At 44.5% G+C, this 21,985-nt stretch carries 17 protein-coding genes; 14 read left to right on the forward strand and 3 right to left on the reverse strand.

Going from position 1 to position 21,985, the window contains the following annotated elements:
* The 12 genes from IH879_03940 to IH879_03995 form a co-directional block, all read left to right on the forward strand.
* Window positions 1-363 (forward strand): hypothetical protein (locus tag IH879_03940; GenBank protein ID MCH7674084.1); only part of this gene is annotated, 363 nt, incomplete at its 5' end.
* Between the two features lie 77 nt (window positions 364-440).
* Window positions 441-869, forward strand: a complete 429-nt coding sequence (locus IH879_03945; protein MCH7674085.1) for a response regulator — start codon at window positions 441-443, stop codon at window positions 867-869.
* 123 nt (window positions 870-992) lie between these two features.
* Window positions 993-3,416: a tetratricopeptide repeat protein gene (locus IH879_03950; GenBank protein MCH7674086.1), complete on the forward strand. Its 2,424-nt coding sequence runs from the start codon at window positions 993-995 to the stop codon at window positions 3,414-3,416.
* Window positions 3,413-4,714, forward strand: coding sequence for a tetratricopeptide repeat protein (locus IH879_03955; protein MCH7674087.1), 1,302 nt, complete (start codon window positions 3,413-3,415; stop codon window positions 4,712-4,714). The genes IH879_03950 and IH879_03955 overlap by 4 nt, the downstream gene beginning before the upstream one ends.
* A gap of 21 nt (window positions 4,715-4,735) precedes the next feature.
* On the forward strand, window positions 4,736-8,131 hold the full coding sequence (locus IH879_03960; protein MCH7674088.1) for a tetratricopeptide repeat protein: 3,396 nt from the start codon (window positions 4,736-4,738) through the stop codon (window positions 8,129-8,131).
* Window positions 8,132-8,142: 11 nt separating this feature from the next.
* Entirely contained in the window at window positions 8,143-8,430 is a 288-nt protein-coding gene (locus tag IH879_03965; protein ID MCH7674089.1) for a tetratricopeptide repeat protein, read from the forward strand.
* An 11-nt stretch (window positions 8,431-8,441) separates the two neighbouring features.
* Window positions 8,442-8,852, forward strand: a complete 411-nt coding sequence (locus IH879_03970; protein ID MCH7674090.1) for an FHA domain-containing protein — start codon at window positions 8,442-8,444, stop codon at window positions 8,850-8,852.
* Window positions 8,853-8,871: 19 nt separating this feature from the next.
* Window positions 8,872-10,491: a peptide-binding protein gene (locus tag IH879_03975; GenBank protein MCH7674091.1), complete on the forward strand. Its 1,620-nt coding sequence runs from the start codon at window positions 8,872-8,874 to the stop codon at window positions 10,489-10,491.
* 62 nt (window positions 10,492-10,553) lie between these two features.
* On the forward strand, window positions 10,554-12,362 hold the full coding sequence (locus IH879_03980; protein MCH7674092.1) for an ABC transporter ATP-binding protein: 1,809 nt from the start codon (window positions 10,554-10,556) through the stop codon (window positions 12,360-12,362).
* A 6-nt stretch (window positions 12,363-12,368) separates the two neighbouring features.
* On the forward strand, window positions 12,369-13,343 hold the full coding sequence (locus tag IH879_03985) for an ABC transporter permease (protein MCH7674093.1): 975 nt from the start codon (window positions 12,369-12,371) through the stop codon (window positions 13,341-13,343).
* Window positions 13,344-13,356: 13 nt separating this feature from the next.
* Window positions 13,357-14,190 (forward strand): ABC transporter permease, encoded by an 834-nt coding sequence (locus tag IH879_03990; GenBank protein MCH7674094.1) that lies wholly within the window; start codon window positions 13,357-13,359, stop codon window positions 14,188-14,190.
* 111 nt (window positions 14,191-14,301) lie between these two features.
* Window positions 14,302-15,324, forward strand: a complete 1,023-nt coding sequence (locus IH879_03995; GenBank protein MCH7674095.1) for a sigma 54-interacting transcriptional regulator — start codon at window positions 14,302-14,304, stop codon at window positions 15,322-15,324.
* 24 nt (window positions 15,325-15,348) lie between these two features.
* Here IH879_03995 and IH879_04000 read toward each other — a convergent pair whose 3' ends face one another.
* Both IH879_04000 and IH879_04005 read right to left on the reverse strand, forming a co-directional pair.
* Complete coding sequence (locus IH879_04000) at window positions 15,349-16,632, reverse strand: MFS transporter (GenBank protein MCH7674096.1); 1,284 nt, start codon at window positions 16,630-16,632, stop codon at window positions 15,349-15,351.
* 81 nt (window positions 16,633-16,713) lie between these two features.
* Window positions 16,714-17,175: a TerB family tellurite resistance protein gene (locus tag IH879_04005; protein ID MCH7674097.1), complete on the reverse strand. Its 462-nt coding sequence runs from the start codon at window positions 17,173-17,175 to the stop codon at window positions 16,714-16,716.
* 152 nt (window positions 17,176-17,327) lie between these two features.
* On the opposite strand from IH879_04005, the gene IH879_04010 reads away from it, so the two are divergent.
* Window positions 17,328-18,569, forward strand: coding sequence for a DUF819 family protein (locus tag IH879_04010; protein MCH7674098.1), 1,242 nt, complete (start codon window positions 17,328-17,330; stop codon window positions 18,567-18,569).
* 591 nt (window positions 18,570-19,160) lie between these two features.
* Window positions 19,161-21,191: a serine/threonine protein kinase gene (locus tag IH879_04015; GenBank protein ID MCH7674099.1), complete on the forward strand. Its 2,031-nt coding sequence runs from the start codon at window positions 19,161-19,163 to the stop codon at window positions 21,189-21,191.
* Between the two features lie 16 nt (window positions 21,192-21,207).
* On the opposite strand, the gene IH879_04020 is transcribed toward IH879_04015, so the two are convergent.
* Window positions 21,208-21,957, reverse strand: coding sequence for a hypothetical protein (locus IH879_04020; GenBank protein MCH7674100.1), 750 nt, complete (start codon window positions 21,955-21,957; stop codon window positions 21,208-21,210).
* Window positions 21,958-21,985: the final 28 nt, after the last annotated feature.

Below are 21,985 nucleotides of genomic sequence, written 5' to 3' on the forward strand. Positions count from 1 at the left end.
CTGAATATAGTTGGCTTTGGCAAAAAGGCCGGGTTTATTGTAAGCCTAACCGTTTTACCGCACAGCGTTAAAGAGACTACAGAACTATCGCTGATAATGGATAAAAAGAGTTTTGACATGGAGTTTGGTCCGGCTGGGACTGTATTCGCAAATCCGGCCCTGTTAAATATCATTGCGGTTAATCTGAATCTCAAGAAGGTTAACCTGGAAACACTGGGCATTTATTTCGACAACCCTGAAACCGGCCAGTGGCAAAAAATCGATTCCGAGAATGTTGTTGTGGACAAAGAGCACGGCTTTCTGCGCATACGTAACGCCCAAATCCCGCACTTTTCACGCTATGCGTGTGCCTGGAGCAACTAGAGTTCAAAGATTGCAGGCGAATTGACTTGAAACCGAAAAGTGCAATTTGCCTGCAAATCTGTAAAGGATAAAATATCATGAAACCCACAGAAATCAAACTCGCGGAAAACGCAAAAATACTGATTGTTGAAGACGACAGTGACCAACGGCGCTTATTAGTCAAAATCGTTCAGGAAGCATTTGGCTGTGAAATACTTGAAGCCGAAGACGGCCTGGAAGCACTCAGGATTATCATACAAGGCAAGCAAGTACCCAACCTGATTCTGCTGGACCTGATGATGCCCTGCTTAACCGGTGTTGAGTTCCTAAGCGTCGTGCGCGGCAGACCCGAGTTCGACCAGATCCCTATTGTCGTGTGTACCGCGATTGCTGAGACCCATGAAATCAAAGGGAAAATAGGCAATCAGATCCAGGGTTACCTGGTTAAGCCGATTAACCGGGCAAAGCTGTTAGAAAAAATCCTCGATGCCCTGCATCCGGTTACCGTCAGAGTCGATTATCAATAAGAGAAAGATTCTTTAAAAGAAGTATCAAGCATTTAAGAAGCCTCCGTTTTTGCCGATACCCTTAGCGGAAATTCGGATGGCTTACAAAGCAACAAGTGTCAGATTTTCCAAATGAGAAAAAAATTGAAAAATAATCTAAAAACTTCTTTTTCCAATGTCTTTGCCGGCCGCGGCTCTGAACTGAACCAGCTCCGCGGCTACTTTAAATTGGCTGCCAAGGGCTGCGGTAATTTTGTTGTCATCAGCGGTGAGGCCGGCATCGGCAAAACCACTTTAGTGCAAAATTTTACTGCAGAGGCGGATGAGCATGAAGCCACTATCGTCACCATTAATTTAAGCCAGTTTCCTTCATACGAGCCTTTCAAGCCCTTTCTGCATCTTATCGAATATTTGCGTGAATCAAAGAAGGAAAAAAAGTTTAAGCTAATGCCCGAGAATGCAGAGACTTCGGCTGGCAGCGGCATCGAATCTCTTTTTTCTTTGCAAACGAATCAAGCTTTGGTCCAACAAAGATTGGTGGCGAAGATCATAGAAGCAGCTAAAGAAAAAACTCTGGTAATTTCGCTTATCGAGGCGCACACGGCCTCTCTGAGCACATGGAAATTTATTCATTATCTTTGCGAGGCCATCACCGATAAGCGGATATTGCTTCTGGCGACTTTACGGCAAGATGGGAAAACAAAATCGCCGGCAAACGCACCGGTCTATGCTGATGTTTTGCAGAGAATGAACCGGGAAGGTTTGTTAGAGAAAATTCAGCTCGACAGGTTTAACGAAAAGGAAATGAACGAACTTCTTCATGAGGCTTTCGCACGCCGGGATTTTTCAGGTCGCTTTACCTCTATGTTGTACGAAATAACCGGTGGGGTTCCGCAACAGGTTAAGAAGTGCCTGGGGAAAATGGTTCAGGCCGGTATTGTGTTTCAGGAAAATGGTGTTTGGTTCGACCAGGAGTCTGTTTCTAAAGACGTCCTATTTGAATTGACGACTGACCAGGTCGATATTGAAGCTACCAGAAAGGTTGTTGCAGAGCTGTCTGCAAACCTAAAACTCATCTTAAAATATTCTGCGCTGATGAACGGAACGGTTAATCACAAAATACTTTCTGTGATAACAAATCGTTCTAAGATCCATGTTATAAAAGACTTGATGGCGTTAAAAGAAAGTTCTTTGTTGACTTCCACTGAGGATGACCGGTATGTGATTAAACGGCCAGCCAATCGCTCCGCTATCCTGGAAGAAATAACCGCTGAAGAAAAACTCAATATGCATGGGGTGATTGCTGCCGGTATCGAAGCCGACGGTCAATTCGACAGTACGGAAAGAATCTATCATCTGGCCTACCATTTCAGCCATACCGATAATCACTATTCGGCGTTTAAGTATCTGCGACAGGCCGGTGAACTTGCAACGGAAAACTTCGCTTTTCTTGAAGCGTTGGATTTTTTCAAACAGGCGTTTGACCTTCGTTCTAAAATTGCTGAATCTGCACATAAAGATGAAATTATCCAACTGCTGATTTGGTTGGCCTGGCTGGGTCGCGTAATTGGAACCTGGGAAGAGAGTATTGCACATTACAATGTCGCTTTGGAAATGTGCGGCGAGCAAGACACCAGACTTAAGAACCAGATTTTGCTTCAACAAGGCCTGGCCTATTTTCGTTTGAGTGACTGGGAAAATGCAAGAACCTGTATTGAGGGATGCCTCAATGATAAACAGAACCTGAGTATATTAGATCAAGCGATGGCCAATTATGGTCTGGGGAATATCCATTTTGAGCTCGGAGAATATGAAACCACCTGCGAATTTTACGAGGCTGCACTTTCAATTGCTAACGGTCTTGGAGCCAAACAACTCATGGCAAACATATTCAACAATATGGGTGCGATAGAAAATATTCGCGGCCATCGCATGCGCGCAATCGCATTGTACAGTAAAAGTGTCCCAATTTTCAAAAGCCTGAGTGATAACTTTGGTTTGGCCCGGGTTTATAACAACATCGGCATGACCCACGCGGATGAGAATAATTGGCAGCATGCTAACGAATTTTACGGCCAAAGCTTGATGTTCTCGGATGTTATGGGACTTGTCCCCCTTAAGTCAATCACTTTCTTAAACCGCGCTTCGGCTTTGACTCACTTGAAGAAATTCAATGAGGCCAGAGAATATAATTTCAAAGCTCTGCGCTTGTTAGAACATCTAAAAGATGAATTAGGGCTGGCGGAATATCATAAAATACAGGGAATTATTGAGCGGGAGCAGAAAAATTGGCAAGAAGCGGGGGAGCATCTGCAGACGGCTTTAGCAAAATATAAGGCTGCGGAAAATAAACTCGGTTATGCTGAAAGTCAAGAACAACTTGCACGCCTGGCAAAAGCCATGAATAATCAAGAAGAAGCCATTTCATGGTTTGAGAAAGCCTTAACCAGTTTTAAAAAGTTGGGACTGAAGGAGAGACCGAAAATTATCGAAAGTCAGCTTCGCAAGTTTGAATCACCGAAAACAAAGGTCACAGAAGTTAACTGCAATGAAGAGGCGGTGCAATGAAAAAACAGGGTGACAAGGCCATACAGTCATGTTTGACGAAAATGTCTGATATTATGACTCAGACGGCCTCAAAGTCAAAGGTTGCTGAAAGCCGGGGCTTTGCAAATCTTGCAAAGTCAATCCATAAACTGAGCTCGGCCGATTCTGAAAACCCGGCGGTTCCGGCCGACCTGGCCGGCGACTCTTTGGAGAAAGTAAATTATTATATTGATCTGGCATTGAACACTTTTGAGAGTATTCGGGCGCCTATCATGAATGAGGAGCAGCAAACCAATTTCTTTTTTGCACTTAGCGAAACCTTTGAGACGCTTGGCAATTATGGCGGCGCTCTTCGAAATTATACCATGGTGCTGAGTACCTTAAAAGATCAAAAAAGAACAGGACAGGTACAATATCGTATTGGACGAATTTACGCCGAGAGAGGCGACTGGGAAAAAGCCGGTGAATATCTGAATGGGGCCATGCAAACCTTGCAGTCAATAAGCAGTCACAGCGATATTGCACTCACGCAAATCGAACTTGCCAAAATTGCTTATCGCAAAGGAGATTATGCAAAAGCTCAGAGCTTGTTCCAAGCAGCACTGGAAACATCAGAAATTGTAAATGACATTTGCAGCCGGGCAACGGTGAGCAATCATCTCGGCATTATCAGACGCATTTGGGGCGAATATGAGCTTGCGTACAACCACTTTCATGAAGCCTTGATTGAATTTCAAAGCATTCAGGACTTACGCGGAGCAGCCGAGAGCATGAACAATTTAGGCGTTGTGCATCTGAAACGCCGCGAGCTGGAGCAAGCCAAAAATTATTTTGAAAAGTCACATCAGCTTTGTCAGGAAACCGGTTACTTCGCACTTTTGGCTTTTGTTTATCTGAATAAGGCCGAATTTTACTGCGAATTAGGGGATGGTCCCATGGCGGCGAATATTTGCCATCGGGCGCTTGAGTATATCGTCCGTCTTAAGAATCCAATTGGTATTGCCAAAATCAATATGCTGTTTGGACGCATATTTTGGAAATCGGAAGAATTCAGATCAGCGGCAGAATTTTACAAAACAAGTATGAACTTGTACGAGGAATTTAGTATTCCATTAGGCCTGGCCAATTGCTACCGGGAATATTCCCACATGCAGAAGGAAAGTGGAAATGCTGAAGAAGCAAGCAAATTCAACTCAAAAGCTGACGCGATTTATAGCAAACTCGGTATGGAAATTGGCGATGGTCAAACGGAGAAGATGAGCGGGACTAATTCAAATACCAATATTAATGAGCCGCAAGAAATATCAGTGGTGAATTAGCGCAGAGAGAAAAATACTTTGATGAAAAAGATCAAGCATTATAACATTATTGAAAAAATAGCCAGCGGCGGTATGGGAGAGGTGTACAAAGCCTTTGATACCGTACTCGAACGCGAAGTTGCCATTAAAGTAATGCATCGCCATCTTCTCGATAATGAAATCTACGCCGAGCGTTTCATGCGGGAAGCACGAATCGCAGCCAAACTCGTGCACCCTAACGTAGTGACAATCTACGAGGTTGGCACAGCCAAAGTTGGTCCATACATAGTAATGGAGCTGGTCAATGGGACGCCGCTGTCGAATCTCCTCAAAAGTAACGGTGCATACAAGCCGGAGCAGGCAATTAACATTGCCACGCAGATTCTCAGCGGAGTGCAGTGTGCCTATGGGTTGAAAATTTTACACCGTGATCTCAAACCGGACAATATTTTGATCACTGCGGCCGAGCAGGCGAAAATTTTAGATTTCGGGATCGCCAAAATTTCAGCGAAAGAAGGGTTAACCGTTGCCGGAGATTTGTTGGGCACTGTCGAATATATGGCGCCTGAGCAATTACTTGGCGAGGTTCTCGACCATCGATGTGACATTTACGCCGTGGGAGTTTTATTTTATCAGATGTTGACCAACGAGCTGCCGTTTACAAGTGAATCGGCAGCCGCGATTCTTTATAAACAACTGAACGAAGATGCCCTACCCCCCTCCTATTATAATGGCAAAATAGGTAAATGTCTTGACGACGCCGTACTAAAGGCGCTCAGCAAAGATAGAGAAGAGCGTTGGAACTCTGCTCAGGACTTTTCCGAAGAACTTCAGAGTGTGCTGAAAACAGAGGTGTCGGCGCCAACTGCCGAAACCAGCTTTACCGAAGGTTTGGAAGAAATTGCTGAAGAATCCGAGACGGAAATCAGGACAAATGATCCGAAATTAAACTCGGTGTTTATCGGGCGAAAAGAGGAACTCAAGAAATTAATCAATCTTTTTAATAAGTCCTTGCGCGGTCAAGGCCAGACCGTCATCATGCAGGGTGAGGCCGGAGTTGGTAAGAGTACACTGGCTGAACGTCTGAGAAAATACGCGGAATTAAATAAAGCCTGGGTTTTGTACGGTGCATGTTTGTATCAGGAAGGCATGGACGCTTACATGCCCTTTATCGATGCGTTACGCTCCTTTTTCGGTCAGGAAAGCCACATCTTACCCGAACAGGAAAGAATGGAGCTCAAGGAGATCGTGCGCAAAAAAGTGCCACTGCTTCTCGAATTTACCGAGCGCTTCACCACGAACTTTGGCCCCAAAACTTTGCCTGAAGAAGGGTCGACGGAAAGTGACACCGCGAACCTCCTGGACGGCATCTATCAGCTCATTGCCTTCATCTCGACGATACGCCCTGTCGTTCTGGTTATTGACGATCTGCAATGGGCCGATGAAGCGAGCCTCCGTCTTTTTCATTACATTTCACGATACGTAGGCAAGAACCGTCTCTATCTCCTGGGTATCAGCCGTACCGATCGATATGATCTGATGAGAGATGGCAAACCAGCCGCTGTCGTGGATATACTCTCCCGAATTCGCCGGGAAGACGCGTGCGAAGAAATTGTCCTCAACCTGCTAACGCGGGAGAGTTGCGACGCACTGATAGATAGGGCCTTATCGCCCTCGTTGTTTACGGAAGAATTCTATACGCAACTACACTCTGAAACAAAGGGAAATCCGCTTTTTATCGGTGAGACATTGAAGCTTCTTTGTGAAAACGGTGGAATTTATTTCGAAAATGGTAACTGGTATAATAAAGAAAATGACCTCGAACTGGCCGTACCCAATCGAGTGGAAGATATCTTTATTCGCCGCCTCAATGGCCTCAACGATGAGGAACGTGAACTCCTGCAGGTTCTTGCCATTCAGGGTTATAAATTTGACCCTTCACTGGCCACAAATCTGGTGGAGATCCAGAGAATTAAACTGCTCAAAACCTTACAGAGAATTGAACGTGAAATACAGATTATCACGGGCACCGAGCAAGGCTATCAGTTTGAACATCCAATGCTGAGAGATTTGTTATACAACGAGGTTCCTCCGGCCCTGCGTCGAGAATATCATTTAATGTATGCTAATGAGTTTGAGAAAATCCATGGTCCGAATTATGGGGCATTCGTTGGAGATGTGGCACAACATCTTCGCCGCGGAGGGGATCACACGCGTGCCGTACCGCTGCTTTATCAGGCAGCCGTCCGTTCCTTTGGACTATCAGCTTACCGGGAGGCAAGTCTATCTTTTGAAGATCTGCTGGATTCTCTTGACACCAGTGGTCAGAAATTACCTGAAACTATTTCGGATATCGATCTTTATTTCAAACTGGGTATTTGCTATGAAGAAAGCTGTCGCTGGGAAGAATCCATGGATTCTTATCGTAAATTACTTGCTCTCAGTGAAAAGAATAATGAGCTAAAGGGCCAAACCGATGCTTTGTTACGTATGGGTAGGATTCACGGCAAGCTTGGCGACTGGAAATCGGCACTGTCAAACTATGAACAGAGTTTGAAAATTGCCACTGAACATTCGATGCCAAATGTGCAGAGCCGGGCATTTAACAATATCGGCATCATCTATTTTCAAAAAGGTGAACTCGATTCGGCCTTTGAGTACTTTGAGAAAACTCTGGAAGCCGTAGATTGTGAACTAGGCGAGTTCGATAAAGCCCACGCCCTCACGAATATGGGAATTATCCAGAACATTCGCGGCGAACATGATGCAGCATTGGAGAATTACCAAAAAGCCTTAAAGATTTATGAGAAAAAGGGAAATCGGCATCAGGATGAAGGCAGGATTTACCATAACTTGGGAATGACCTTTGCCGATCGCGGTGAATGGGATCAAGCGATTGATGCTTTTGAACACTGTCTTAAGCTGGCTGACGAGGTTGAGGATAAACAGCTTCATGCGTTAACTTACCTGAATATGGGCAAAACTTATATCCGCCAAAACAAGCTTGGCAAAGCGAAACAATTTACTGAAAAGGCTTTAAAGAAATTTAAGCGCATGGACGATACTCTTAACATGGCCGAAGCCTATCATATTTTCGGTTTAATTTATGGCGAAAATGGAAATTTCACCGCCTCTGAAAAGTTTTTTGTGGCCAGCATCGGTATAAACGAGAAAATGGAATATCAAGAAGGTTTGGCCGAAACCTATATGTCTTACGGCAATTTGTGCAGTTCACATCAAAATAATGAGCGAGCCAAAAATTGTTATGAGAAGGCGTTAAAAGCTTATAGCAATCTTGAATTGACTGGCAAAGTGGAAGAATTATCTAAGATAATTGATGAACTCTCGTCGGATTCGAAAAAAGAGGTGAAGATAGTAAAAATGGTTAAAAAAAAAGTAACCCATGTAAAAAACACTTCCACTGTTCATCATAGTTAGGAGATTTGCAAATGGTATGTCATAGATGCGGGAGTCCATATAAATCGGAAGACAGGTTTTGTGGCTTTTGCGGCTATAACCTATCTGTGACCAATAGTAGCAACTTTGTGACCATGCACGCGATCCATGCCAAGGATATTCAATATGATCTTGGCTTACTCTATTTCAAAGAAGGGAAATACCAGGAGGCTCTTGAAATTTTTGAGAAGATTCAAAAGGAAACACCCGACAATTTGCAGGTGATCAATATGTATGAGCGCACGCGTGAAGCTTTAAATGGCAGTGATCTTAATCCATAAGGAAATGTGGAATGACCCAAAAGATCTGCCCCTCATGTCAGCAAGAAAATGCTTTTCAAAACAATTTTTGCAACCAATGTGGTTCAAAACTCATAGGTCTTAGCGAGTATCAGGCACGATTGTGTATACTTTATGGCGAACCCATGGGAGCGGTTTTCTTGCTCCGAAAAGGCCGAACTACTATTGGTCACGACAGCGGAAATCTCATCGTTCTTGGAGACGAGCTGGTTTCGAATAAACATGCAGTAATTTTATACGATGAAGGCAGCTATTGGATTGAAGACCGTGCAAGCAAAAATGGTGTTCATGTCAATGGTGAGAAAGTCACAGAACAGGAACCCTTAGTTGACGGCAGTGTCGTAAAGTTGGGCTCAACTATCCTAAAGTTTGAGCATAATAATGGTTCAGGCTCGGAAATTTAATCAGGAAAGTTACTCTCAAATGAATCTACGTAAAATTTGTTTCTCCATAATTTTTTTAAGCGCGCTCGTTCTGGGCTCCATTCTATTTTTTACCAGTCAAAATTTGACGGCTAAAAATGCCTCGATCAGCACAAAGCCCAATTACGGCGGCGCTTTAGTCGTTGGCATAACGGGTGATGTAGACTCTTTCAATCCTCTCTTTAGCGAATCTTCTGCCGCCCAGGAAATTACCCATCTAATGCTTTTGGGTCTTGCCGATCTCAACGATCAATCGGAGTTCGTACCGGAACTGGCTTCCTCGTGGGAGCACTCCAAGGATTATCTAGAACTCACTTATCATTTGCGCAAAGATGCCGTTTGGTCCGATGGCGTTCCGATCACAGCGGAGGATGTTAAGTTCACCTATGACCTGGTGATGGACAGCACGGTGGCCAGCCCGCGGCAGGGGATCACCGAATATATAAAGAAGGTTGAAGTCAAAAATCCGCATACGGTCACGTTTCATTTTACCAAAGCATATCCCGATCAAATTTTCGACACCGCTGGAGAAATTCTACCCAAGCACGTGCTGGAAAATGCCGACCGCAGCACGCTTCGAAGTCACAAATTCGGCCGCAATCCCATTTCATCGGGGCCGTTCATTTTTAAAAAATGGGTAAGCCAGCAATATATTGAATTGGCGCCAAATGAAAATTATTTTGGCGGTAGACCTTATTTGGATCGCGTGATTTTCAAAATTGTACCGGATCAAACGAATCTGTTATTGCAGCTTCGAACCGGCGAAGTCGACATGATGATTAACACTCCACCTGCTGAAGTCAACCGACTTAAATCGGCCAATCCAAATGTCAGCATATACCCGGTCTCGGGGCGGGTTTACTATTACATTGGCTATAATCACCAGAACCCACTCTTTTCGGAGGTGAAGGTTCGACAGGCCCTGACTATGGCGATTAACCGACAGGGCATCATCGATGCATTTCTCTATGGTTTTGGAAAACCGTGCCTGGGACCGCTGCCACCGATGTTGAAATGGATTGCAACGGACAATGTGGAAAAATTCCCGTATTCATTCGAAAAGTCTAAGCAAATTCTGGCCGAAGCAGGCTGGCAGGACAGTGATGGCGATGGCTGGCTTGATAAAGATGGCCAAAAATTCGAATTCTCTTTAAAAACCAATGCAGGCAACCAGCTCCGCGCCGATGTGAGCGTGATCCTGCAAGACCAGCTGCGAAAAGTGGGTATCAAAGTCAATATTGAAACCATTGAGTGGACCACTATGATGGGCCAGTTACGCTCCAAAAAGTTCGAGGCCTACATGGGCGGATGGAGCACCTCTTTTAACGTCGACCCGACACCGATTTTCCATTCTTCCTCTGATAAAATGTTCAACTTTGTTAGCTATTCGAATCCAAAGGTTGACCGGCTTATCGAAACCGGCCGCGAAGAAATGGATCGGCCTAAGGCAGCCGGCATCTGGAAGGAAACCCAGAGACTGATTTATGAAGATCAGCCCTATACTTTTTTATTCTGGATTGATAAGATCGTTGCGGTGAACAAAAAATTTCAGAATGTCACTCCTATTGCTCTGAGTGCCTTGTACAATTTGGAAAAGTGGTACCAAGTGGCAACAAATTAAGGGTCAAAAAATTAGCGGGCTCGCGCATGGATGCTTGCAGTCGCAGTCAATCACAACCTCTCTTGCGGGTTCGAAATTTATCTGTTGTCTTCAAACAGCCTCATTTAACATTCCTCGCTCTGCAAAAAGTATCTTTTGATCTTCAGTCGGGGGAAACCCTGGCGCTCGTTGGTGAGTCCGGCTCCGGGAAAACCATGATCGCTCTTGCATTGCTCGGATTACTGTCTCAAACAGCAGAGCAGGTTAATGGCGAAATCTGGTTTGCCGGGAAACAACTTGATTGCAGACATAAAAAGTCATTTGAAGGCGTACGCGGCAGCCAGATCGCAACTATTTTTCAAGAACCGGCGGCAGCCCTTAATCCGGTTTTTCAAGTGGGGAAACAAATTTCAGATGTAATTAAAACACACCGAAAGCTCTCGCACAAGGTTGCCAAAGATAGAGTGCTGCAAATTTTTGAACAAGTTCGACTTCCCGATCCCGTCTGGGTTTACGGGTCTTATCCGCATCAATTAAGCGGTGGCATGGCCCAGCGCGTCATGATAGCAATGGCTTTGAGCTGCGAGCCACGACTCATCATCGCCGACGAACCGACCACAGCACTTGATGTCACAACCCAGTTGCAAATCCTCAAACTCATCACAAATTTGCAGAGAGAGCATGGGTTTGCCCTTTTACTGATCAGCCACGATATTACTGTCGTCGCCAAGTTGGCCGACTCTATAGCGGTCATGCGTGCCGGCACAATAATTGAAAGAGGTAAAACAAGTGAATTAATGATCCGTCCGCGCGAATTGTATACCCGAAAACTTATCCAAGCCAATTTAATAATGCCCAATCGGGTCACCAGGATATCACATCATGCACACAAGCCGACCTTACTTCGCATTGAAAATCTCAGCAAATCCTATAAAACCAGGCAGACAAATGCTGCCCAAACTACAGCGGTGAAATTTGTTTCCCTTGAGATTTTTAAAGGTGAATGTCTAGGGCTCATCGGCGAGTCGGGAAGCGGCAAATCAACCTTCGGCAAATGTCTCCTTCGTTTGCTTGAACCTGATACAGGCAGCGCCTGGCATGAAGAGACTGATTTATTGCAATTATCAGCCAAGAAATTCGGTGCGTACCGCGCCAGATTCCAAATGATTTTTCAGAATCCCTTGCAGGCGCTAAATCCGCGCCAAAGGGTTGGCGCCGCTCTCATGGAGCCGTTGCGAGTCCATCAAAGTCTTGGCAAACAAGCAGCATTGAAACGTGCTTCCGAATTGCTTAATTTAGTGAGATTAGAATCTGAGTTATTGAATCGCCTGCCCCATGAACTCAGTGGCGGCCAGCGCCAACGTGTGGCCCTGGCGCGGGCTTTATCGACAAAGCCAACCTTCCTCGTTGCAGATGAGCCGACATCCAGTCTGGACGCCTCGCTTAAACGGCAAATTATTGAGCTTTTCCAGGAGATGCAGCAAAAATTTGGGCTCACACTATTATTGATTTCACACGATTTATCGGCAGTTTCTGAAATTTCGGATCGAATTGCGGTGATGTACGCGGGCGAAATAGTTGAAATTGCGCAAGCCAAAAACATAATTCAAGCGCCAAGTCATCCTTATTCAAAACTATTGGTGCAATCAGCTATGAGTACCCTATCTACTGACACCTATGTTTCCGAAGATCTTGGTTACAAAGAAAATGCAACGAAGGAAAAAAGCAACGGCTGCCAATATGCTTTTCATTGCCCTTATGCTGAAGTCATTTGCTTTGAACAAGAACCCGTTTTAAAAAAGTTATCCGAAGATCATTTCGTTGCCTGCCATCTTGTTGGAGAAATCGTTTCCGTCCCAACCGCGGAATCTATTCGGAAGGAGGTTTCTTAGCGATTCATGGCGAGATATATTCTAAAAAGGCTTGGTATCTCTCTGCTCATCGTCTGGGGTGTCCTCAGCATTACTTTTCTTCTCATGCGCCTTGCGCCGGGTGATCCGTCCTCCCTTTACATACGACCCGAAATCGATGCAAAGACTGTAGAAAATATTCGCCGGCAAATGGGGTTAGAACTGCCGTTGTGGCGTCAGTATTTTCTCTGGATTGGCGAGTTCATGAGGGGCAATTTTGGCGTTTCCTTCACCCATCATCGCCCGGTCAGTGAGATTCTTGCAGAAGCCATTCCAAACACATTGAAGCTTACCGGGGTCGTTTATTTTTTGCAATCGATCGCGGGAATCGTTCTGGGTGTTATCACGGCCGTAAAGCGCGGAACCAAACTTGATCTGTTTATCACTTCATTTCTGCTCTTTTTATATTCGATGCCCGGGTTCTGGCTTGGATTGATGGCAATTATGCTCTTTTCTCTAAAACTGGGTTGGTTGCCATCCAGTCAAATGAGAAGCCTGCACGTCTCAGGTGGTTTTTGGGCCGAGTCTCTTGATTACATTAAACACCTCATTTTGCCCGCATCCATCCTGGCAATGCCATTTGCAGCCTCGACTGCCCGATTCGTACGTAACAGCCTCGCCGAGGCTCTGGAACAAAATTACATTCGCACCGCAAAAGCATACGGCATCAAATCCTGGAAAATTCTATTTCAATATGCGCTTAAAAATGCTCTTCTGCCTCTGGTCACTCTTTTTGGGTTACACTTGCCCTTTTTGTTAGGAGGCGCTGTCATAACCGAGCATATATTCGCCTGGCCTGGCCTCGGAACAATTACCGTAAACGCTATTTTTGCCCATGATTTCCCGGTCATTTTGGCCAGTACTTTCATTGCCGCGTTAACAGTGGTAATGGGCAATCAAATTTCCGATTTCCTCTACCTTCTTGTTGATCCCCGGGTACGAACCGGCCTCTCGAAAAATTAAAATTTCTAATAGAATGAAAAAAACATTTTTCTCGAAAAGTTTGAACCACAGACCAGCCATTGTCGGTTTGCTGGCGATTAGCCTTTTGGTTATTGGGGCTTCCATGAGCCGTTTCCTTACAAAATATGACCCGGTTCAGCACGGCGATCTGCTCACCGAACGGTATTTATCTCCATCCTATGAGCACCCGTTTGGCACAGACAAATTTGGCCGGGACGTTTTCAGCCGTGTTTTATACGGGGGGCGTATTTCACTGACGATCGCATTTAGCGTCGTCTTGATGTCGATAACCATTGGCTTGATTTACGGAGCAGTCTCCGGCTATTTTGGTGGATTTATCGATTCGGTCATGATGCGGCTGTTGGATTTCCTGCTTGCCTTCCCAGTCATTTTCCTTATTATTGCCGTGGCCGCAGTTTTTCAAGTGAGTCACTGGTACTTGATACCCCTACTCGGTCTCACCGGCTGGATGGATACGGCCCGCCTGGTCCGAGCCGAAGTTCTTTCGGTTAAAGAAAGAGATTTCATATTGGCAGCAAAAGGCCTTGGGTTTACGCATACACGCATCCTGATGAAGCACATTATTCCAAACTGTCTAAACCCGGTGATCGTCGCTGCAACTTTGAAGGTTGGAGAAGTCATTCTTTTAGAATCAGCCTTGAGTTTCCTGGGAATAGGAATTCGTCCGCCGAGTCCGAGCTGGGGCAACATCATAAACGATGGTCGCCAGGCGCTCCTGAGTGCCTGGTGGGTCGCAACATTTCCAGGCATCTTTATTGTGCTGGCCGTCATGAGTTTTAACCTGATAAGCGATGGTTTCCGACAGGCTTTAGGCCTTCAAAAATGACCTTCACATATACGTTAAGCTACTGTTTTATTTGCCGATTATAGTATAGGAGTATCAGCTATGATCAGATAAATGTGTTGAGTGAAATCGAGTTTTGGATCGCCACAAAAGATGAGTCATTCAGATTCCAACATCAGCAATGCACGCGAAGACCTTATCGGGAAATCCCCCGCAATTAATAAAGTCGTCACAACGGCTCAAAAAATTGCCAGAAATCCCTCGCTCACCACCCTCATAACTGGCGAAAGCGGCACTGGAAAAGAGGTGATTGCTCGACTGATTCATAGCGCAAGCCCATCGGTTAAGCAGCCATTTGTAGACATCAACTGTGGCGCGATTCCGGAGAATTTGCTGGAGTCGGAATTGTTTGGTTACGAAAAAGGTGCCTTTACGGGCGCAAATAATCGCAAGCAAGGTTTGTTTGAATTGGCTAACGGCGGCACTATTTTTCTCGATGAAATTGGTAATATTTCCACAAACATCCAGGCAAAGCTTTTGAAGGTGGTGGAAAGTAAACGTTTTCGCCGCATCAACGGTTTGCAGGAAATCAAAGTTTCGACCCGCATTATTGCGGCCACAAATGTAAATCTTGAGGAAGCTGTCAGGGATGGTAATTTTCGTGAAGATTTGTATTATCGTCTCAACGTTTACCAAATAAATCTACCCCCATTACGGGAACGCGATGGGGATTCGGTCATTTTGGCACAGCACTTCATCGACAGTTTTAATCAGGAGTACGATCGGAAAATTAAGGGCCTTGCACCGTCAGCAAAAGAGTTCATACAAAATTATCATTGGCCAGGCAATATCCGTGAGCTGAAAAACGCCATCGAACGAGCTGTTTTGGTTGAGTCTGAAGAATGGGTCGAAGCTGACGACCTTTCTGTTGATTCCGAGCAAGCCAGGCCAAGCGCCCGTGTGAATGATACCCCAAAGGTCACCACTGTTGACCTAAATTTCGCTAACTTCGAAATTCCCGATGAAGGTATTCCATTCGAAGAGATCGAACGAAATATTATTTTGAGTGCCTTAGAAAAAGCTGACGGCAATATAAGCAAGGCGGCCAGGCTTTTAAGAATTAATCGTGGCAAATTTCGTTACCGTCTCGAACGGCTTGGATTATCTGTCGGGTAATACTTCTAAACATCCTTTTCGGAATTAACTACGCCCGGAAAGCCGCTTCCCCTCCTCTTCATCGACCCGTGTTAGTAATAAACTGCCGACAATAAACATAACCACTACAATGCTCATCCCGGCGCGCTGCGAATTAAACATTTCGGTCAAGATGCCAAGAAAAAAAGGCCCTATAAAGGCGGTTGCTTTTCCCGAAAAAGCATAAAAACCAAAAAACTCCGTCTCTTTATCCGAAGGTACAAATCGTCCCATGAGTGAGCGGCTGACCGCCTGATTGGGGCCTAAGAAAAACCCCACGATAATTCCGGAAACCCAGAACCAGAGTTTACTTGGCGCAAAAACAGCGAGTAGAGTAGCGGCAATGAATACCATGTTCGTAATTTGAATGGTCCTCTTGCCGCCAATACGATCATCGAGAAATCCCATCGCAAATGCACCGAGTCCGGCGGTGATATTTAAAACAATCCCAAAGGTTAAGATTTCGGAGAATGTGAACCCAAACGTTCCGGCGGCATAAATCCCGCCGAATGAATAGATGGTAATGATACCGTCGTTATAAAAAATTCGCGCAATAAGTAAGCGGACGATCTGCCGGTAGCGTTTAATCTCATGGAATGTGCTCTTTAGTTGTCCCACGGTAGAAGAAACCATCTGCCCGATATTGGGAAAGGTCCGGCCTTTTTTCTCTTTCACCCAAATAAAAAAAGGCACGGCAAAAATTGTAAACCAAACAGCCACAAGGAGATTGGTAGCCCGGATATTTTCGCTGTTTTCGGTAGAGAAACCGAACCAGGGATTTTCTGTTTGTACAAATCCTACCATGGCGACCACCATGCATAAAAGCCCGCCTACATAACCAACCCCCCACCCGTATCCGGAGATGCGGCCAATTTTATCGGACGGGGCAACGTCGGGTAAGAAAGCATTATAAAAGACCATGCCCATTTCCATGCCGATGTTGGCAATAACAAACCAGACCAGTCCTTTTAAAACCTGACCTGGTAAAACGTTAAAAAGATTGGCGGTGCCAATAACAGTAATTGCCGTTAAGATCAAGAGAATTCGTTTTCTGAAGCCGCCGGTATCAGCGAGCGCACCAAAAAATGGCGAGAGGAGTCCAACTGTCAACGCTGAAATTGTGATGCCCCGTGACCACATCGCTGTGCCTGCAATCTCATCAGGTGCGACTGTTTTAGTGAAATAAGTCGCGTAAATAAAGGTTAAAACCAGGGTTGAAAAAGAGGAATTGGCAAAGTCGTACAAAGTCCATGCAAATATGGTACGGCGGTCGTTCTTTTGGGGAGGCATCCTCTCTCCTTAAAAAAATCTCAGCTTAAAGGGAAGCAGGTGAGTCGATTAGAAGAAACATACAGAATTAAAGTTCAAAAGTCAAGATGATGCATTTAGAACTCTCAGCTTGGCAGCGATGAGCTGATCGTGCCGTATTTCGAGAAGGGTTGCAAATTTATGAATCAGATAGTCTTCGTGCTGATCCAGCTTTCCATCCGCATAAACCAGTTTCCATAAAAATTCGACAACTCGAATCTTCTCATCCTCCGAATAATTTTCATTGATCAGGTTGGTGAATTTCCACAAGTCGATGCTATTTTTCCGCTCTTTATCGGCTGCTTCGGTTAGTTCAGCCGCAACTTCGTCGGACAAATCATATTCTTCATTTAAGATTGCCAGGATTCTTTCGCGCTCCTTTTCACTAAACTCACCGTCGATTTGCGCCATTTCCAGAAACAGTGCGCAAGTGGCAATACGGATATCATGAGCTTGGACTTCGTTTGATTCTTTGGAATCGGGTTCGCCTGCGGCGCCGAATACTTTGTTTATAAAATCGAGCATGTTGACCTCCGGTTTTTAAGCATGTCGGGGCGAATGGGCTTTCACCCTTACAATCTAAATTGTTAATTGATTTAATTGACAATTTAAACTGTTTTTCTTATAATTCAACTCAAATTGAATTATAAGTTATAATTAAGAGGAGGGGCAGATCTATGGAACCGGTATTTACCAACGACGCCATCGTTTTAGGAATTTTATTTGCTATCCTGGCCTTTGTATTCAAAACCTCTCATAGCTCCAACCCATTCTGGAAAAAGTTTTACACCTATGTGCCGTCTTTGCTGCTGTGTTATTTTATACCATCTTTGCTAAATTCAATGGGAATCATTTCCGGTGAAAATTCCAACCTTTATTTTGTTTCTTCCCGTTATCTACTGCCCGCCAGTTTGGTTCTATTAACTTTAAGCATCGACTTGAAACGAATTTTAAGTCTTGGTCCCAAGGCGCTCATCATGTTTCTGGCCGGCACCGTGGGAATTATAATTGGAGGTCCAATCGCTGTGTTAATTTTTAGTTTTGTTGCTCCCGACGTTGTCGGCGGCAGCGGCGGCGATGCCGTTTGGCGGGGGCTGACCACAGTTGCCGGAAGCTGGATAGGCGGCGGCGCAAATATGACCGCTATGAAAGAGGTCTTTGAAGTCAGCGATAATCTATTTTCGGCCATGATTACCGTAGATGTTATCGTGGCGAACATCTGGATGGCTTTTCTCCTCTACGGCGCAGGCATCTCAGCACGAATCGACCGCTGGTTTAAAGCGGACGCTTCGGCGATTGATGAGGTTCGTAAAAATATTGAGGAGTACCGGGCGAGCATTGCTAAAATCCCCAGCCTCACCGATGTTACCATGGTTCTGGCGGTCGGGTTTGGCATTACCGCCATCGCGCATTTTGGCTCAGATTTAATCGCCCCCTGGATTGCGGAACATGCGCCCGCACTTGCTAAATACAGCCTAACCTCCGGCTTCTTTTGGATTGTCGTGATCGCGACCACCGGCGGCATGGTGCTCTCATTCACCAAAGTCCGCGAGCTCGAGGGGGTTGGCGCCTCCAGGTACGGCAGTTTACTTTTGTATGTTTTAGTAGCAACCATCGGTATGAAAATGGATATTATGGCCATTTTCGAAAGTCCGCAATTGTTTTTAATTGGAATTGTCTGGATGATTGTCCATGTGATTATTCTTTTGTCGGTTGGTAAAATAATTAAAGCGCCGTTTTTCTTTGTGGCAATCGGCAGTCAGGCCAATGTCGGCGGCGCTGCTTCCGCGCCTATCGTGGCTTCGGCTTTTCATCCGGCATTGGCGCCCGTTGGAGTGCTGCTGGCTGTTCTTGGCTATTCTTTAGGAACTTACGGCGCCTGGATTTGCGGGATTATGATGCAGGCGGTTGCGCCTTAGGTACCCCAATAATTAGGAACTGACAAGTAATTTCTGCCATACTCGATAAATTTGTCCCCGAATGTTTTTATCGGGGAAGCATTCGAGCACAAGCTTTTTGTGAGAATTTGAAATCACAAATATCAAAAAACAAATGCCGACGGCTCGGCATCAAACAAAATCACTGAAAGTTATGGTTTTATTGGACATTGGGATTTGGTATTTGAGTTTTATCCCCGACTAAACTTGTCCCCGAATTCTTTAATCGGGGAACATTCGGGGACAAGCTTGTAATTTGTAGTTTGTTTTTTTGAGATTTCCGGCTTGCCCCGTTGGATCTGTATCCCACGTGGCTTGTCCGGGTTAGGAAATTCACTTTTTTCTGCAAAGGAAAGCCCGACTCCCAAATGGAACCGGGCTTTTCATTCTTGGCGCTAATTTAATAAATTTCAAACATCTTAGAAACAAAATTGTGAATCAGACAGTTCTAGAAACTACCCAGTCTGCAAAAAATATAAATCAAGGCTAACGAATTATTAAAATATTGCATTTAAGTTTTTTTGTGCATAGTTTTAAAGAATTATTCTTTCAATCGAATCCGAAGTAAAAAACATGCCTTTTCCCAGCCTGGAAAACTTTAAAATCCAGAAAAAACTTAGCACAAGATTGTGTTACTCACTTTATGATGCAATCGATCAACGAGACAATAGAAATGTTTTTCTCAAAATTTTAGATCAAAAATTTGACGGGAATCAAACAGCCGTCAGCAATTTCATAAACGGCGCTCGAATCGCCCGAATGCTAGATCACCCCAATATCGCCAAAATTTATGATTCCGGCGAAGACATGGGGCACTACTTTATTTCCTCAGAAGTAATTGAATTCCAACCTCTCAAAGCTTTGATTTTGGAAATCTTTTCGTTGTCTTTGGCGGATTTGACGAAAATTTTTACAAACATAGCCAAAGCCTTAAATTACGCCCACCTTCGCGGCGTCGTCCATGGTTTTTTAAATCCAAACAATGTATATATTAACTCAAACAGTGACATTAAGATCGGTGACCTTGAATTTAATTGGTACGTCTCGAATATTCTCACGAGCGACACCAAAGAATCTGCCGACCTGTCGAAATATATCGCACCCGAATATTATAGAAGTGTTGAGCAGGCTGATGGCCGGGGCGATATTTATTCTCTGGGTGTGATTTTATTTGAATTCTTAACAGGAACCCCCCCCTTTAATCAAAAGGACATGGCTTCCATTCAAGAGCAGCATTTAGCAGGTAAAATTCCGCCGGTTGATTATGGGGAGCTCCAACTTCCGATAGAGTTTAACGAAATCATCAATAAATCAATTAACAAATTTATTGATAAGCGATTTCAGAATTCAAATGAATTTGTACAATCATTGGAATTTCTGAGTGAGAAATATTTAGAGGTCCCCACTACTTTGGAAATTTCCGAGCAACAAGTTGCTGCGTTTGAGGCAAAAATTAAAGAAAAAAAAGGCCAGAATCCTTGGCCTATTCAAGAAGCCTCTATAGATACGTCTACCGACATGTCAACAATTTCCTATGAGTCACAAGGGCTAAAATTCGTAACCAAAAAACTTTTAAACGTTGGTCTGATTATTTTAGCTCTGGTAGCAGTCATTATTTTTGGCAAAAATTTTTTCTTTGATGCGAGTGGTTCCGATGACTTACTAAATGGTTTTGCAACAACACCCCCCGAGGTTACGGGTTTATCCAACGCTAACAACATCCAGGATGAAAACTCCGTTGCGAGTGCTATAGCTGCCTTAGATTCTCTAAACGCTTTGTTCTTGACGGATGAAACAAACTTATCCGAGGTTGAGGACTTCCCAAAATCAAATGGTTCCGATTCAGAGGAATTTGAGCTAAAGCCGACAAAACCTATAAATGAAGATATTTTGCAGTCAGGCTCCGCGACCATGAATATTTTCGTGCGGTCAGGCAACAAACCGATTGAGACGAATATTTTTCTGGATGATCAGTTCGTGGGTAATACCGACAAGAACGGACACCTAACACTTTCACAGCTTGAACTGGACAAAATTTACGCCGCGCGAGTATCCATGGCAGGGTATACTTCCACCACCAAATACATCACACTATCCCAGGAAACAACACAGGTTACTTTTGATATCGAGCCAAGAGTAAACACTCTTGGAACGCTCATCCTGGATGCCATTCCAGGAGCAGATTCTGTTTTTGTGAACGATGTTTTGTTTGGGGGAAAAACTCCTTTTGAAATGAAGTTTCAGCAGGGGCAGCATCAAATTCGACTGGTCAATTCGAGCCTACAAAAAAGCTGGGAACAAACTGTGGAGTTAAAGGCCGGGCAGGTGCTCAATATTAAACACGATTTCAACACCATTGAATATGGCAAAATCGCAATCTCCCTAAAAAATGCTTTTGAATTCGGTTTTGGGTATGTTTACGTGGATGGTAAAATTTGGCCTGAAAAGCACAACACCACGCCGATTGAAATTAATTTAGAAGTTGGCTCTCATAAAATTGAAGTACGGCGGGAAGGGTTTGCTACCCTACCTGCTGACACAGCTATCGTCGTTGGTAACAACACGATACAATTCGTATCTTTCCGATTAGCAAAAGAGCAATAACGCTGGCCTTGGAAAATTAACGATTCGGCCTGACCGGCGGAACCGGCAAAGCGTTTGAGCCATCGCCTCCCTCGCCCTTATTTAAGACGGTCGTATACAAAACCGCGGCAGCTCCTGCCACTATTCCACCTCCCGCAAGCCATTTCCACTTGCCACCACCACTTTGTCCAATCAAAATGTTTTGGGCAAGTCTTACAGATAAGGTGTCTGTCGCCCCTGCTGTTAAATGCAATTGGTACAACTGTTCTTCAAAACCCCTTTCAGTGAATATCAGTTGGTAACTTTCGTCCACGAGTTCACAGATTAGAGTTGGCGTGTTTTTATTGTATGAAACGAGGCCGTTTTTAATTGCGATAATATTTACATTCGCGTGCTCAGAAGTGATATACAAACAGCCAACCAAACGGTTTCTGACTTCATTAAATCGCTCCGACAAGTCCGGTGGAATGACCGTTTCATCCAGCTCCATTCTTGGATTCGCGCGGACCGCTTGCTCAAATGCGGATGTAATTTCCCCTTCGGTTGCATTGTGACGAGTGAGAACAAATCCTAAATGCAAATAAGCATCAAACAACACCCGATTTGATACATTCGGCATTTCGGTGACTTCTATTAAATATGCAATTGCCTGGTCAAACCTGGCTTCCCAAAAATATTTCTTCCCCTCATTGAGTTTTTGGATGGCTTCTTCTTGTGCCAAACCGGGAGCGGTTATTAAGAAGCATCCAAGAATGATCATTAATTTTAATTTCTTAGTAGTACTCATTTTTCTTCCTTTTTCTGATTTGTTAACC

This window comes from candidate division KSB1 bacterium, assembly GCA_022562085.1.
Lineage (GTDB): Bacteria > Zhuqueibacterota > Zhuqueibacteria > Oceanimicrobiales > Oceanimicrobiaceae > Oceanimicrobium.

What these genes read in the sequence shown, in the direction of transcription:
- IH879_03965 (MCH7674089.1), top strand. Translation starts at nt 8,143, where the DNA reads ATGGTATGTCATAGATGCGGGAGTCCATATAAATCGGAAGACAGGTTT.
- IH879_03960 (MCH7674088.1), top strand. Translation starts at nt 4,736, where the DNA reads ATGAAAAAGATCAAGCATTATAACATTATTGAAAAAATAGCCAGCGGC.
- IH879_03985 (MCH7674093.1), top strand. Translation starts at nt 12,369, where the DNA reads ATGGCGAGATATATTCTAAAAAGGCTTGGTATCTCTCTGCTCATCGTC.
- IH879_04005 (MCH7674097.1), bottom strand. Translation starts at nt 17,175, where the DNA reads ATGCTCGATTTTATAAACAAAGTATTCGGCGCCGCAGGCGAACCCGAT.
- IH879_03995 (MCH7674095.1), top strand. Translation starts at nt 14,302, where the DNA reads ATGAGTCATTCAGATTCCAACATCAGCAATGCACGCGAAGACCTTATC.
- IH879_04000 (MCH7674096.1), bottom strand. Translation starts at nt 16,632, where the DNA reads ATGCCTCCCCAAAAGAACGACCGCCGTACCATATTTGCATGGACTTTG.
- IH879_03990 (MCH7674094.1), top strand. Translation starts at nt 13,357, where the DNA reads ATGAAAAAAACATTTTTCTCGAAAAGTTTGAACCACAGACCAGCCATT.
- IH879_03955 (MCH7674087.1), top strand. Translation starts at nt 3,413, where the DNA reads ATGAAAAAACAGGGTGACAAGGCCATACAGTCATGTTTGACGAAAATG.
- IH879_04010 (MCH7674098.1), top strand. Translation starts at nt 17,328, where the DNA reads ATGGAACCGGTATTTACCAACGACGCCATCGTTTTAGGAATTTTATTT.
- IH879_03945 (MCH7674085.1), top strand. Translation starts at nt 441, where the DNA reads ATGAAACCCACAGAAATCAAACTCGCGGAAAACGCAAAAATACTGATT.
- IH879_03975 (MCH7674091.1), top strand. Translation starts at nt 8,872, where the DNA reads ATGAATCTACGTAAAATTTGTTTCTCCATAATTTTTTTAAGCGCGCTC.
- IH879_03970 (MCH7674090.1), top strand. Translation starts at nt 8,442, where the DNA reads ATGACCCAAAAGATCTGCCCCTCATGTCAGCAAGAAAATGCTTTTCAA.
- IH879_04020 (MCH7674100.1), bottom strand. Translation starts at nt 21,957, where the DNA reads ATGAGTACTACTAAGAAATTAAAATTAATGATCATTCTTGGATGCTTC.
- IH879_04015 (MCH7674099.1), top strand. Translation starts at nt 19,161, where the DNA reads ATGCCTTTTCCCAGCCTGGAAAACTTTAAAATCCAGAAAAAACTTAGC.